Genomic DNA, 13,392 nt, shown 5'->3' on the forward strand with positions numbered 1-13,392 from the left:
CGCTCACTCCGTTCGCTGCCCCCCGAGGGGGCTGCCAGCGCCTTGGGGCGGCCCGGCGCCGCTGGCGCGCGCCGCTGCGGCACTATTGATTGGAACTACAGATAATGAACTGGGAAATCGTAATCGGCCTGGAAACGCACACTCAGCTTTCCACCGGCTCCAAGATCTTTTCGGGCAGCAGCACCGCCTTCGGCGCCGCACCCAACACGCATGCCAACGAAGTGGACCTGGCCCTGCCGGGCAGCCTGCCGGTCATGAACCGCGGTGCGGCCGAACGCGCCATCCGTTTCGGCCTGGCCGTGGGCGCCACCATCGCGCCGCGTTCGGTCTTTGCACGCAAGAACTACTTCTATCCCGACCTGCCCAAGGGCTACCAGATCAGCCAATACGAACTGCCGGTGGTCGTAGGCGGCTCGCTGTCGTTCTTCGTGGGCGAAGAAGAAAAGACCGTCAACCTGACGCGCGCGCACCTGGAAGAAGACGCCGGCAAATCGCTGCACGACGACTTCACCCTGGCCAACGGCGCGCCCGCCAGCGGCATCGACCTGAACCGCGCCGGCACCCCGCTGCTGGAAATCGTGACCGAGCCTGAAATGCGCTCGGCCGCCGAGGCCGTGTCCTATGCCCGCGCCCTGCACAGCCTGGTGGTCTGGCTGGGCATCTGCGACGGCAACATGCAGGAAGGGTCGTTTCGCTGCGACGCCAACGTGTCGGTGCGTCCGGTGGGCCAGAAGGAATTCGGCACCCGCACCGAGATCAAGAACGTCAACTCGTTCCGCTTCCTGGAACGCGCCATCGTCTATGAAGCGCGCCGCCAGATCGAACTGATCGAGGACGGCGGCACGGTCGTGCAGGAAACGCGCCTGTACGACGCCGACCGCGACGAGACACGCAGCATGCGCAGCAAGGAAGACGCGCACGACTACCGCTACTTCCCCGACCCCGATCTGCCCACGCTGGTGATCTCGCCCGCCTGGGTGGACGAGGTGCGCGCCACCATGCCCGAACTGCCGGCCGCCCAGCGCGCCCGCTTCGAATCGGAATTCGGCCTGCCCGCCTACGACGCCGCCCAACTGACCGTTGCCCGCGATCTGGCCGCCTACTTCGAAGCCGTGGCGCGCGTGCTGCCGGCGGGCCAGGCCAAGCTGGCCGCCAACTGGGTCATGGGCGAAGTCGCCGCCGCCTTGAACAAGGACGAAAAGAGCATCGCCGATTCGCCCGTGCAGGCGCCGGCGCTGGCCGCGCTGATCGGCCGCATCATCGACGGCACGATCTCCAACAAGATCGCCCGCGAAGTCTTCGGCGCCATGTGGGCGGGCGAGAACGGCGGCGACGCCGACGCCATCATCGACGCGCGCGGCTTGAAGCAGATCAGCGACACGGGCGCCATCGGCGCCATGATCGACGAGGTGCTGGCCGCCAACCTGGCCATCGTGGAAGAGTACCGGGCCGGCAAGCAGAAGGCCTTCAACTCGCTGGTGGGCCAGATCATGAAGGCCGCCCGCGGCAAGGCCAATCCGCAGCAAGTGAACGACCTGCTCAAGCAGAAGCTCGACAGCTGATAGTTCCGTCGGGAATCAGACTGATAACAGGCCGCGGCACCTTGCCGCGGCCTTTTCTTTTGCGAAGAATGGGGATGGTCAACCTTTGATCGGAGCCCCCAAATGTCTGCCTACATCGAAGTGTCCCAGGACGCCGTCGCTGAGCGCCTTGAGGCGCTGATTCTGGCCGCCCAGAACGGCGCACGTGTCGTCATCACGAAAGACGGCGTCGCCCGCGCCTATATCCGCCCGGCGAATCCGGACATGACCGAAGACATGTACGACGCTATTGAGGCGCTGCAGGCCTTCCCCTTGAATCGGGGCGTGTCGGACGAGCAAGTTCGCGCCTGGGTCACCGAGGACCAGCGATGAAAACCGTGCTGGATGCGTCGGTTGCGCTTGCATGGCTGTTGATCCGCAACGATCGCTCTGAAGCGTTGGTCGCAAGGCATCTGCTGGAACAGGCCAAGCACTTCAAAATCCTTGTTCCGCACCACTGGCACGCCGAGGTCGGCAATGGCATGCTAAGGAACCCAACGCGCTCGCGCGGTGTCCGCCACCGAAACCAGTGCCTTCCTGGATAAGCTTGAACGGCTGGCAATACAGCACGACCGGCCGCACACCCCCGATAGATGGCGATCCACACATAACATCGCAACGACGCATGCCTTGACGGCCTATGACGCGGCCTACGTGGAGCTAGCTGCCAGGTCCGGCAGCAATTTGGCCACGTTCGACAAGAAACTGGCTGACGCCGCCCGAGCCTATGGCGTGCCGGTGTTCGGGCAGCGCCATGGCGTTGCTGAATCCGTGGCGCGATACGGCTGAGCGGAATTGGACGCGCCCGCCAGCCCCTTGCCGCACCGCTTTTATTTCACCCCGTACTTCGTCCGGTACGCCTGCACGGCGTCGCGGTTTTCGGCGAACGATGCGTCGTCTTGCAACAACGCCATGATGTCCGACAGCGACGCGATCGCCACGACCGGAATGCCGTAGGTCTTGGCCACATCCTGCACGGCCGAATGTGCCGACAGCGCGTCGTCCGGGCCGGCGCGTTCCATGCGGTCCATGGCGATCAGCACGGCGGCCGGTTCGGCGCCCGCGCTGCGGATGATCTCCACCGATTCGCGCACCGACGTGCCTGCCGTGATCACGTCATCAATGATGACGACCTTGCCCTTTAGCGGTGCGCCGACCAGGGTGCCGCCTTCGCCGTGGTCCTTGGCCTCCTTGCGGTTGTAGGCGAACGGCACGTCGCCGCGGCCTTGCATGGCCGGGTGGCCGGCCAGCGCCACGGCCGTTGCGGTCGCCAACGGGATGCCCTTGTATGCCGGGCCGAACAACATGTCGAATGCCACGCCCGAATCCAGCAGCGCCTGCGCGTAGAACTGCGCCAGCTTGCCGACCGAGCCGCCGCTGTTGAACAGGCCGGCATTGAAGAAATAGGGGCTGATCCGGCCCGACTTGACCTTGAAACTGCCAAAGCGCAGCACGCCTTCGTTCAGGGCAAAGCGGACAAAATCGAGGGAGGTGGCGGAAGAAGTGGCGGCGGGCATACGAGGGGGATCCGGTAGATGGCAAACCCCGGCATTTTATCCGTTGTCAGGGCTATTGCCCGGCGCCGGCGCCGAGTCGGTTAAATTCCTGGCATTGTTCCGGCCTCCGCGGCCGCTCTACAGGAGTCTCGCTTTGCTGCGCATCACGTCCATCAATCTCAACGGCATCCGGTCCGCCTTCCGCAAGGGCCTGCAACCCTGGATGGACAAGCATGCCGCAGACGTCCTTTGCCTTCAGGAAATCAAGATCGCCGAGGCGGACCTGACCGACGACCTGCGCCACCCTCCCGGCTATACCGGCCACTTCCACCATGCGGTCAAGAAGGGCTACAGCGGGGTGGGCATCTACCTGCGCGACGCCGCCGAACGCGTGAACGTCGGACTGGACTGCGAAGAGTTCGACCCCGAAGGCCGCATCATCCGCGCCGACTGGAAGAACCTGTCGGTGATCAGCGCCTACCTGCCGTCGGGTTCCAGCGGCGACGAACGGCAGCAAGCCAAGTACCGTTTCCTGGACCGTTTCGGCCCCTGGATCGACGCCCTGATGCACGAGCACAAGACCACCGGCCGCGAGTTCATCATCTGCGGCGACTGGAACATCGCGCACAAGGAAATCGACCTGAAGAACTGGAAGGGCAACCTGAAGAATTCCGGTTTCCTGCCCGAGGAACGCGCCTGGCTGACCGACGTGTTCGACAAGCGCGGCTTCGTGGACGTGTTCCGCACCATCGACGACCGGCCCGACCAGTACACCTGGTGGAGCAACCGCGGCCAAGCCTGGGCCAAGAACGTCGGGTGGCGGATCGATTACCAGATCGCGACCCCGGGCATCGCGGCCCGCGCCCGCAACGTGGCCATCTACAAGGACGAGCGCTTCTCGGACCACGCGCCGCTGACGATCGACTACGACGCCACGCTCTGACGCGGCCAGGCGTCGTAGCCCTCCGCATCCGGCAACGACGCCGCAGCCTCCTGGCGCAGCCATGCCAGGAACGCCGCCGCCCGGGGATCCTTCTCGAACGGGCGGGGCGACAGCAGGAAGTACGCCGAACCGTCGCGGATGAACCCACAAGGCGCCTCCAGCCGGTGGTCGCGCAACGCGTCCCGCACCATCAGTGCCGAGCCGATGGCTAGCCCCAAGCCTGCCGCGGCCGCCTGCAGGCTGAGATAGAAATGTTCATAGACTGGTCCTGCCTTGCGCGGGGCCTTGTGGCCCGAGACCTGAGCCCATTGCCGCCAAGCGCCGGGCCGGGTCGCGCTGCCCAAGGCCGCCGCACCATTCCAGGCTTGCTCGCCTGAACCGCCCGCCACGCCCGGCCGGCAGACCGGGCCCGTCCATTCATCGCATACGCGCTCGGCATGCACGGCCGCGTCCCATTCAAAATCGTTGCGCCGCAGCGCCACGTCCACGCCCTGCGCCGCGAAATCCACAGGGCCGCCCGCCGCATACAGGTGCACCTGGATGCCCGGATGTGCCCGCTGGAAATCGGGCAGGCGCGGAATCAACCACATCATGGCAATGGTCGGCTCACACGAGAGCACCAGCGGCGCGTCGGCGGCAGGCTGGCGCAGTTGCGCCAGCCCCGCTGACAACTGCTCGAACAGACTGCGCGTCAGCACCAGCAGCTGGCGCCCGGCATCGGTCAGGAAAACAGCCCGATTCCGGCGTTCGAACAAGACCAGCCCCAACGCCTGCTCCAACTGCTTGATCTGCCGGCTGACCGCGCCGTGTGTGACATGCAACTCTTCCGCCGCCCGGCCAAAGGCCTCATGGCGGGCTGCGGCATCGAAGACACGCAAGGAGCCCAGTGGGGGAAGCTTCATCGTAATAGGTGATTTTTTCTGACGGATATCCGGCATTAAAAATCGTTTTTCATCGCTGCACCAGCGCCACACAATGGGCGCCCCTTCCATAACCCTTGTCGCGCGCCTTTCCCGCCGCCGCTGCCATGACCGAACTGATCGCCGTTGCCCTCATCACCGTGCTTGCCGTCATCAGCCCGGGGCCCGATTTTGCGATGGTGACACGCTACAGCTACCTGTTCGGCCGGCGCACGGGCCTTGTCTGCGCGCTAGGCATCGCCCTGGGCGTGCAGGTCCACGTGTTCTATACGATGTTCGGCGTAAGCCTGCTGGCCCATTACGCGCAGCCCGTGCTGCAAGGCATCAAACTGGCCGGCGCCTGCTATCTGGTCTTCATGGGCTGGAAGACCTTCTTCAACCGTACCCCGGTCAGCCGCGACCTGTCGGCGCGCCCCCCGATCTCGGCCTGGCAGGCGCTCTACAGCGGCTTTCTGACCAATGCGCTGAATCCCAAGACCACGCTGTTTGTCATCAGCACCTATACGCAGGTGGTGGCACCCGGCACGCCGCTGCCCCAGCAGTTCGGCTACGGACTGTTCATGTCCTTCGCGCATTGGGTGTGGTTCAGCGTGGTGGCGTGGTCGGTGTCGTCGGTGATCCTGCGCCGGCTGCTGCTGGATCACCAGCGCACCGCTGACCGGGTGGTGGGCGCCATCTTGATGGCATTGGGCGCGACACTGGCGGTTGTACAGGTCTGATTCCGCGTGGAATCAGGTGATCTTTCTCAAATAAATAATGGGGACGCATAAATAGGAAGAAACGAGAGGCGGGACACCCGGATACCGCCAGGAGCCCCTTATTTCCTGAGGGATGGACCGTTCCGCAGCCTTCAGGCATCTTCCAATAAAACGGGGACATATTAATTTTCCCTGTAAATACAAGGCTAATGCCCCCGCACCACGTCTTTTCCCCTGCAAACCGGGTTTCTCGGGATTTAATACGTCCCCAATATACAGCAATAAAAAGTGCTTAAATATCAAGGTGATGGCGACGTTTCTGGCTTTGCGCAGAGCAACAATTTGCCCCTACAATTCCGCACCATGCTGGTGCGAATCATGCACCAGAACCAATAATTCGCGCCCCAAAACGGCGCACACCCGCACCTGTTCGAAGCACCCCCGAGGAGATCATGTTGAAAGTGCAGAGTCTGGACGACTTCCTGCGTGGCGTCGCCGCGCGCGACCCGCAGCAGCCTGAGTTCATGCAAGCCGTCCAGGAGGTGATGCTGAGCCTGTGGCCTTTCATCGAAAAACACCCGCACTACGCCGAACATGCCGTGCTGGAGCGCCTGGTCGAGCCGGAACGCGTGATCCAGTTCCGCGTGTGCTGGACCGATGACCAAGGCCGCGCCCAGGTCAACCGCGCTTTCCGCATCCAGCACAGCTCGGCCATCGGCCCGTACAAGGGCGGCATGCGCTTTCACCCCTCGGTGAACCTGTCCATCCTGAAGTTCCTGGCGTTCGAACAGACGCTGAAGAACTCGCTGACCACGCTGCCCATGGGCGGCGGCAAGGGGGGGTCGGACTTCGATCCCAAGGGCAAGTCCGACGCCGAAGTCATGCGCTTCTGCCAGGCGCTGATGATCGAGCTGTACCGCCACCTGGGCCCGGACACCGACGTGCCGGCCGGCGACATCGGCGTGGGCGCGCGCGAAGTCGGCTTCATGGCCGGCATGATGAAAAAGCTGTCGAATTCGACCGCCAGCGTCTTCACGGGTAAGGGCCTGACCTTCGGCGGCAGCCTGATCCGCCCCGAAGCCACCGGCTATGGCACCGTCTACTTCGCCGAAGAGATGCTCAAGCGCGTCGGCAAGTCCTTCGACGGCCTGCGCGTGTCGGTCTCGGGGTCGGGCAACGTGGCGCAATACGCCATCGAAAAAGCCATGTCGCTGGGCGCCAAGGTCGTCACGGTGTCGGATTCGAACGGCACCGTGGTGGACGAAGCCGGCTTCACGCATGAGAAGCTGGTGGCCCTGATGCACATCAAGAACGACCTGCGCGGCCGCCTGGACACCTATGCCCAGCAATTCGGCCTGAAGTACGAAGCCGGCAAGCGTCCGTGGCACGTGCCGGTGGACGTGGCCCTGCCGTGCGCCACGCAGAACGAACTGGAACTGGCCGATGCGCAAACGCTGATCAAGAACGGCGTGCTATGCGTGGCCGAGGGCGCCAACATGCCCGCCACGCTGGAAGCCGCCAAGGCCTTCATCGCCGCCCGCGTGCTGTACGCCCCGGGCAAGGCCACCAATGCCGGCGGCGTGGCCGTATCGGGCCTGGAAATGGCCCAGAACTCCGCGCGCCTGGCCTGGACACGCGAAGAGGTCGACGCCCGTCTGCACGCCATCATGCGCGACATCCACGAGAACTGCGTGCGTCACGGCCATAGCGAGCGCGAATACGTCAACTACCTGGACGGCGCCAACATCGCTGGTTTCGTGAAGGTGGCAGACGCGATGCGCCAGCAAGGGCTGTATTGATTTCCCCCCCCCCCGCAGCGCTGCGCGCTTCCCCCCCAGGGGGGCGCCGCTGCGGACCGGCGAAGCCGGATCCGCGCGGCCCCGATTGGGGTAGACCTGCCTCTGATCGGGACAGACATGCCCGATTGAGAGTCTGTTCAGGTGAAACACACCCGCGCCAGCAGGCGCGGGCTGCGCTGGACGCCTAGTGTTTCATCGCGCCGTGGTCCATGCCGCCATGGCTCATGCCGGGGTTGTGCGAGGCCGGCTTGACCTTGAACTGCACGGCGACTTCGCCGGCCTTTTCGAACTTCAGGGTGGCGGGCACGGTCGCGCCGTCGGTGAACGGCGCCTTCAGTTTGATGAACATGACGTGGTAGCCGCCCGGGCTGAGCTTGACCTCGGTATCGGCAGGCAGCGCAATGCCGCCCTCGACCTGACGCATTTTCGACACGCCGTTCTCGGTCTGCACGGTATGTAGTTCGACCCGCTCGGCGGCATCCGACGACACCGACAGCAGGCGGTCTTCGGTCTTGGCGTCGTTATCGATATCCATATACCCCGCGCCGTTGGACTGGCCCGGCGCCGAGGCGCGGACCCACAGGTCGTCGACTTCGACCTGGCCGACCTTGTAGTCCTTCGCCCATGCCGTGCCGGCCGTACACAGGCCCAGGGCGGCAATGACTGCGAACTTGCGGATGTTCATGGGGTGTCCTCCTAGTGGGTTAACGCCGCCGGACCAAGCTGCGGGCGGCCGACAGAACCGAATCGGTCAAGGCTTCCATCGCCTCGGAGTTTACCCGCCAATGCTGCCAATACAGCGGCACATCCTCCCAGGCGCGGCCCCGAAGCAGCATCAACTGACCTGCATCAAGGTGCTCCTGGACGAGCGGCAGCGGATTCATGGTCCAGCCCAGTCCGCCCAGCGTGGCCTGCACGAAAGCGCGCGTGGAAGGCACCCACCAGACCGGAGGCTGCCACGGCGCCGGATCCGATATCTTGTGGGCAAAGCGCGCCTGCAAGGCGTCCTTGCGGTTGAACACCAGCACCGGGGCTTCGGCCAGGGTCTGCGCGTTCACGCCCTGCGCGAAGTAGCGTTTGTGGAAATCCGGCGTGCAGGTGGCCACATAGCGCATGCAGCCCAACGCGTGGATGCGGCAACCCTGCACGGGGTCGGCCAACGTGGTCACGGCGCCCAGCACCGAGCCGTTGCGCAGCAGCGCCGCGGTGTGGTCCTGGTCTTCGGACAACATGTCCAGCGTGGCCCGGGTGCGGGCCGAGAACTGCAGGGCCGCGTCGACGAACCAGGTCTCCAGACTGTCGTGGTTGACCGCGATGGGGATGCTGGCGTGGGGAACCTCGTCGTCCGACACCCCCAGGCGGTTCAGCGCATCGTGCTCCAGCAGCGCCGTCTGTTCGGCCAGTTGCACCAGCACTTGCCCGTCCGCCGTGGCGGCGGCCGGCACGGTGCGCTGGACCAGCAGGCGGCCCATTCGGTCTTCCAACGCCTTGATCCGCTGCGACACCGCCGACGGCGTCACGCTCAGGGACAGCGCGGCGCGTTCGAAGCTGCCTTCGCGCACCACGGCGGCCAGCGCCCGCAAGTTTCCGTGATCGAGTTTCATTGATTAGTTTTACTTAATATAGTGAAGGAAAATTAGCTGTATTTCATCTCGCACGCAAGCGAAAATACGCTATCTCCAGAGTGCGCAATGCCTCTGGAACCCTCATCAAAGCGCCGCCACAGGCGTTGCAGTCACAGGTATTTGCATCATGTTCGCCACCTTGTCATCCCCCCTCTTCCTGACCGCCTGGGCCAGCGGAACCGCCACCGGATTGGGCCTGTTCGCCGTGGTCGGCGCGCAAAGCGCCTTCATCCTGCGCCAAGGCCTGATGCGGGCGCATCTGCTCAGCGTTGTCGCCATCTGCGCGCTGATCGACGCCGTGTTCATCTTCGCCAGCGTGTCCGGTTTGCAGGCGCTGACGTCCTGGTTCCCGTGGCTGACCACCGCCGTGCTGTGGTTCGGCGTGGCCTTCCTGTCCTGGTATGCCGTGCAATCGGCCCGCCGCGCCTGGACGGCCACCGGCGGCCTGGCCGCCGCACGCGACGTGGTCCCGTCGCGCCGCGCGGCCATGCTGGGCGCGCTGGGCTTTTCGCTGCTGAACCCCCATTTCTGGCTGGACATGGTGGTGGTGGGTTCACTCGCGCACGGCTTCGACGACGCCCGCATGGCATTCGCCGCCGGCGCTTTCACCGCGAGCCTGCTGTGGCTGGCCGTGCTGGGCATCGGCTCGCGCCTGTTCGCCCGCTTCTTCGCCAGCGCGTCGGCCTGGCGCGTCCTGGACGGCCTCATCGCCGTGATCATGGCCGGCCTGGCGGTCAGCCTGGCCATCAAGGGCATCTAAGCCGGCCCGGCTTGTCCGGGCCACCGCGGCGCGCCGGGAAGGCGCGCCGCCATCACTTTTATAATGTCCCCGTTGCCACTCTTTCGTCGGGCGCACGGCCGGCCCGCCAGACGATCATGCGCGGACCCTCCCCTTCCAAAGATGTGCGCCTGCCCCCGCTGGCCGCCATCCAGGCCTTCGAAGCCGCCGCCCGGCTGGGCTCGTTCGAACGCGCCAGCGAAGAACTCTTCGTCACCGCCAGCGCCATCGGCAAGCGCATCGCCGCGCTGGAAGCGTTGCTGGACGTGTCGCTGTTCATCCGCAGCAGCCGCGGCGCCACCCTCAGCGCCGCCGGACGGGACTACCTGAACCAGGTGCGCACCGCGCTGGACCTGCTGTCCGACGCCTCGCTGCACAAGCGCGGCGAACCCAAACCGGAACCGCTGCGCGTCGTCTCCACGCCCACCTTCGCCCGCCAGGTGCTGATCCCCTATCTGCCCAGTTTCACGGCCGCGCATCCCGACGTCGAACTGGAAATCATGCTGTCCATCCCCTACCTGGACATCATGCCCCCCAACGCCGACGTCTGGATACGGTTCGGCAGCGGCAAGTATCCCGGCCTGCAGGCGCGGCAACTCACGGCGGACCCGGTGTTCGCCGTGTGCTCGCCGTCGTACCTGGCCAAACATGGCCCGTTCCACCGCCCGGCCGATCTGGCCCAAGCCGGCCTGCTGCGTTGTCCCATGGAGCCCTGGCGCCCCTGGCTGGACGCGGCCGGCCTGGACTGGCCCGAGCCCTCGCGCGGGGTCTGGCTGGTGGACCTGGGCATGATGCTGGCCGCCGCTCGTGCCGGCCAGGGCCTGGCTCTGACCCGTCGAACGTTGGCCGCCGAATGGCTGGATGAAGGCAAACTGGTGCGCGTGCTGGACATCGACATCCCCGGCGAATCCCAGTACTACCTGTGCACCGAAAGCGCGCGCCCGCCGGGCCGCGCGGTCCAAGCGTTTTCCCTATGGCTGGAAGACGTGTGCAAACTGGCATCCCAATGGCCACGCGGCCTGCCGGCCCGTCAGGAATAAATTTCCAGTAAAGGGCGGAACGAATTTCCGCGCGCCTGCCGCCTGCGCTGGCTAGCATGCGGCCAACGCGGCTGTCCGCCCGTCGCACGCGGTGGCGCCCCGCAAGCCCCGCCTTGCCCGCCGGTCCATGCTGCATTGCGACGCATGGCCCGCGCCCCTTGCGCCTGTACTAGGTATTTACGCGGAAAAACCCCGCCGGGTCAGATTCGCGTAAGCGATTAAGCAGACAGTCACAACACGCAACACAGGAGAGCGCCGCAACATTCGATTTCCCGCCGTCGGGCGCCGGCACACGGTTTTCCACGCAGTTCATCTAATTACAACGGAGACATCCATGGATTTTCGTTTGAAGCTGCTAGCAGGAACCCTTGCGTTTGCCGCATCGGCCGGGTCTTTCGCCGCCGACCCCATCAAGATCGGCGTGGCCGGCCCCTACACCGGCGGCTCCTCATCCATGGGCGTGAGCATGCGCGATGGTGTGCGGCTTGCCATTGAAGAAATCAACAAGAACGGCGGCGTGCTCGGACGCCAGTTGGTGGCTGTCGAGCGCGACGACGAGGCCAAGAACGAACGCGGCGTGCAGATCGCCCAGGAATTGATCAACAAGGAGCAGGTGGCGGCCACGGTCGGCTACATCAATACGGGCGTGGCGCTGGCCTCGCAACGCTTCTACCAGGACGCCAAGATCCCGGTCTTCAACAACGTGGCCACCGGCAGCGTGATCACGCACCAGTTCAAGGCCCCGGAATACCCCGACAACTACGTGTTCCGCAACGCGGCGCATGACAGCATCCAGGCCCCGATGATCGTGGAAGAAGCGATCACCCGCCGCGGCTACAAGAAGGTCGCGATCCTGGCCGACTCCACCAACTATGGCCAGTTGGGCCGCGAAGACCTGGAAAAGGCGCTGGACGCCAAGGGCATCAAGGCCGTGGCCGTGGAAAAGTTCAACATCAAGGACGTCGACATGACGGCCCAGCTGTTGAAGGCCAAGGCCGCCGGTGCCGAAGCCGTGCTGACCTACGGCATCGGCCCGGAACTGGCGCAGATCGCCAACGGCATGACCAAGCTGGGCTGGAAGGTGCCGATCATCGGCAGCTGGACCCTGTCGATGGCCAACTACATCGACAACTCGGGCGCCAACGGTGAAGGCGCGCGCATGCCGCAGACCTTCATCCAGGACCCCGACACCGCGAAGCGCAAGGCGTTCATCGACGCCTACCTGGCCAAGTTCAAGCCCAAGAACAACCGCATCGATTCCCCGGTGTCTGCGGCCCAGGGCTACGACTCGATCTTCCTGTTGGCCGCGGCCATCAAGCAGGCCAACTCCACCGACGGCCCGAAGGTCCGCGAAGCGCTTGAAAACCTGCAAACGCCGGTCGAAGGCGTGGTGATGACCTACAACAAGCCGTTTACTCACGACAACCACGACGCGATCACCGCGAAGGAAGTGGTCATCGGCGAGGTCAAGGGCGGACGCGTCGTCAAGGCCAACTGAGCATCAAGTAGCAGGTAGGCGGCGGCTTCCCGGCCGCCGCCGCCCGCGCCCCGGATCGGGCGCGGGGCATGCAGCCGCCTGAAAACAGCGTTCTGCCCAAGGGCGTTGGGACGGAACACAGCGCCTCAAGACACACACCATGATTCTTCTACAGCTTATTTATAGCGGTATCGCGCTAGGCATGATCTATGCCGTCATCGCGTTCGGATACCAGCTTACTTTCGCCACGTCGGGCACCTTGAACTTCGGCCAGGGCGAAGCCCTGATGCTGGGCGCGCTGGTCGGGCTGACGCTGGTCGGCCTGGGCGTGAACTACTGGGTCATGATTCCCATCGTCTGCATTTTCGGCTTCGCACAAGGCGCACTCGTCGAACGGGTCGGCGTGCGGCCGGCCATCAAGACGCGGTCGGAGTTCGGCTGGATCATGGCAACCATCGCCTTGGGGATCATCTTCAAGAACGTGGCCGAAAACATCTGGGGCCGCGACGACCTGCGCTTTCCCTCCCCGCTACCCGAAGCGCCGATCCAGGTGTTCGGCGCGAACGTGCTGCCCATGGAACTGCTGGTTGTGTTCGGCGCGCTGGGCATGATGATTCTGGTGGAGATCTTCAACCGCAAGTCCATCTACGGCAAGGCCTTCGTCGCCACCTCGAATGATCGCGACGCGGCCGGCCTGATGGGCATCAACACGGGCATGGTGATCACGTTTTCCTATGCGCTGTCGTCGCTGACGGCCGCGTTCGCCGGCGTCCTGGTGGCGCCGCTGACGCTGACCGGCGCGACCATGGGCGCGGTGCTGGGGCTTAAGGCATTCGCCGTGGCGATCATCGGCGGCCTGTCCAGCGGGATGGGCGTCGTGGTGGGCGGGCTGATCCTCGGGATCGCCGAAACGACCACCGGTTTCTATCTTTCGACGGGGTACAAAGACGTGCCGGGATTGGTGTTGCTGCTGCTCGTTCTGACCTTCAAGCCCGCCGGCCTGTTCGGCAAGACCGCGATCAAGAAGGTGTAAGCG

15 protein-coding genes are annotated in these 13,392 nt (G+C 64.8%); 11 read left to right on the forward strand and 4 right to left on the reverse strand.

The features are described from left to right. Positions 1-104: 104 nt before the first annotated feature. The 4 genes from gatB to HG262_RS31045 all read left to right on the forward strand — a co-directional run bounded on the left by gatB (position 105) and on the right by HG262_RS31045 (position 2,369). Complete coding sequence (gene gatB / locus HG262_RS19455) at positions 105-1,562, forward strand: Asp-tRNA(Asn)/Glu-tRNA(Gln) amidotransferase subunit GatB (protein ID WP_169272575.1); 1,458 nt, start codon at positions 105-107, stop codon at positions 1,560-1,562. 102 nt (positions 1,563-1,664) lie between these two features. Continuing rightward, positions 1,665-1,913, forward strand: a complete 249-nt coding sequence (locus HG262_RS19460; RefSeq protein ID WP_169272576.1) for a hypothetical protein — start codon at positions 1,665-1,667, stop codon at positions 1,911-1,913. Beyond that, entirely contained in the window at positions 1,910-2,125 is a 216-nt protein-coding gene (locus tag HG262_RS31040; protein ID WP_248293427.1) for a type II toxin-antitoxin system VapC family toxin, read from the forward strand. Before HG262_RS19460 ends, HG262_RS31040 begins: the two co-directional genes overlap by 4 nt. An 85-nt stretch (positions 2,126-2,210) precedes the next feature. Beyond that, positions 2,211-2,369 carry a type II toxin-antitoxin system VapC family toxin gene (locus HG262_RS31045; protein ID WP_248293428.1) on the forward strand — a complete coding sequence of 53 codons (159 nt, stop codon included), beginning with the start codon at positions 2,211-2,213 and terminating at the stop codon, positions 2,367-2,369. Positions 2,370-2,410: 41 nt separating this feature from the next. Here HG262_RS31045 and pyrE read toward each other — a convergent pair whose 3' ends face one another. Beyond that, positions 2,411-3,097 (reverse strand): orotate phosphoribosyltransferase, encoded by a 687-nt coding sequence (gene pyrE, locus HG262_RS19470; RefSeq protein ID WP_169272577.1) that lies wholly within the window; start codon positions 3,095-3,097, stop codon positions 2,411-2,413. Positions 3,098-3,230: 133 nt separating this feature from the next. Here pyrE and HG262_RS19475 point away from each other — a divergent pair, with 133 nt between their 5' ends. Then, entirely contained in the window at positions 3,231-4,019 is a 789-nt protein-coding gene (locus tag HG262_RS19475; protein ID WP_169272578.1) for an exodeoxyribonuclease III, read from the forward strand. On the opposite strand, the gene HG262_RS19480 is transcribed toward HG262_RS19475, so the two are convergent. Then, entirely contained in the window at positions 4,001-4,921 is a 921-nt protein-coding gene (locus HG262_RS19480; RefSeq protein ID WP_169272579.1) for a LysR substrate-binding domain-containing protein, read from the reverse strand. The two genes, HG262_RS19475 and HG262_RS19480, sit on opposite strands and share 19 nt — an antisense overlap. A 125-nt stretch (positions 4,922-5,046) precedes the next feature. Between HG262_RS19480 and HG262_RS19485 the strand changes: the two genes are divergently transcribed. Then, positions 5,047-5,658, forward strand: coding sequence for a LysE family translocator (locus HG262_RS19485; protein WP_169272580.1), 612 nt, complete (start codon positions 5,047-5,049; stop codon positions 5,656-5,658). A 431-nt stretch (positions 5,659-6,089) separates the two neighbouring features. Continuing rightward, on the forward strand, positions 6,090-7,436 hold the full coding sequence (gene gdhA / locus HG262_RS19490; RefSeq protein WP_169272581.1) for an NADP-specific glutamate dehydrogenase: 1,347 nt from the start codon (positions 6,090-6,092) through the stop codon (positions 7,434-7,436). Positions 7,437-7,620: 184 nt separating this feature from the next. Here the strand turns inward: gdhA and HG262_RS19495 are convergent, their stop codons facing one another. Next, entirely contained in the window at positions 7,621-8,121 is a 501-nt protein-coding gene (locus HG262_RS19495; protein WP_169272582.1) for a copper chaperone PCu(A)C, read from the reverse strand. 19 nt (positions 8,122-8,140) lie between these two features. After that, the gene (locus HG262_RS19500) at positions 8,141-9,040 is read right to left on the reverse strand and encodes a LysR family transcriptional regulator ArgP (RefSeq protein ID WP_169272583.1); all 900 of its coding nucleotides are present in this window, start codon (positions 9,038-9,040) and stop codon (positions 8,141-8,143) included. A gap of 148 nt (positions 9,041-9,188) precedes the next feature. On the opposite strand from HG262_RS19500, the gene HG262_RS19505 reads away from it, so the two are divergent. From HG262_RS19505 to HG262_RS19520, 4 genes are all read left to right on the forward strand, one after another. Further along, positions 9,189-9,821 carry a LysE family transporter gene (locus tag HG262_RS19505; protein WP_169272584.1) on the forward strand — a complete coding sequence of 211 codons (633 nt, stop codon included), beginning with the start codon at positions 9,189-9,191 and terminating at the stop codon, positions 9,819-9,821. Positions 9,822-9,937: 116 nt separating this feature from the next. Further along, positions 9,938-10,879: a LysR substrate-binding domain-containing protein gene (locus HG262_RS19510; protein WP_169272585.1), complete on the forward strand. Its 942-nt coding sequence runs from the start codon at positions 9,938-9,940 to the stop codon at positions 10,877-10,879. Positions 10,880-11,213: 334 nt separating this feature from the next. Further along, positions 11,214-12,377, forward strand: a complete 1,164-nt coding sequence (locus HG262_RS19515) for an ABC transporter substrate-binding protein (RefSeq protein ID WP_169272586.1) — start codon at positions 11,214-11,216, stop codon at positions 12,375-12,377. Positions 12,378-12,516: 139 nt separating this feature from the next. Then, positions 12,517-13,389: a branched-chain amino acid ABC transporter permease gene (locus tag HG262_RS19520; protein ID WP_088588679.1), complete on the forward strand. Its 873-nt coding sequence runs from the start codon at positions 12,517-12,519 to the stop codon at positions 13,387-13,389. Positions 13,390-13,392: the final 3 nt, after the last annotated feature.

The sequence above is a fragment of the Achromobacter sp. Bel genome, assembly GCF_012928505.1.
Taxonomy (GTDB): Bacteria; Pseudomonadota; Gammaproteobacteria; order Burkholderiales; family Burkholderiaceae_B; genus Achromobacter.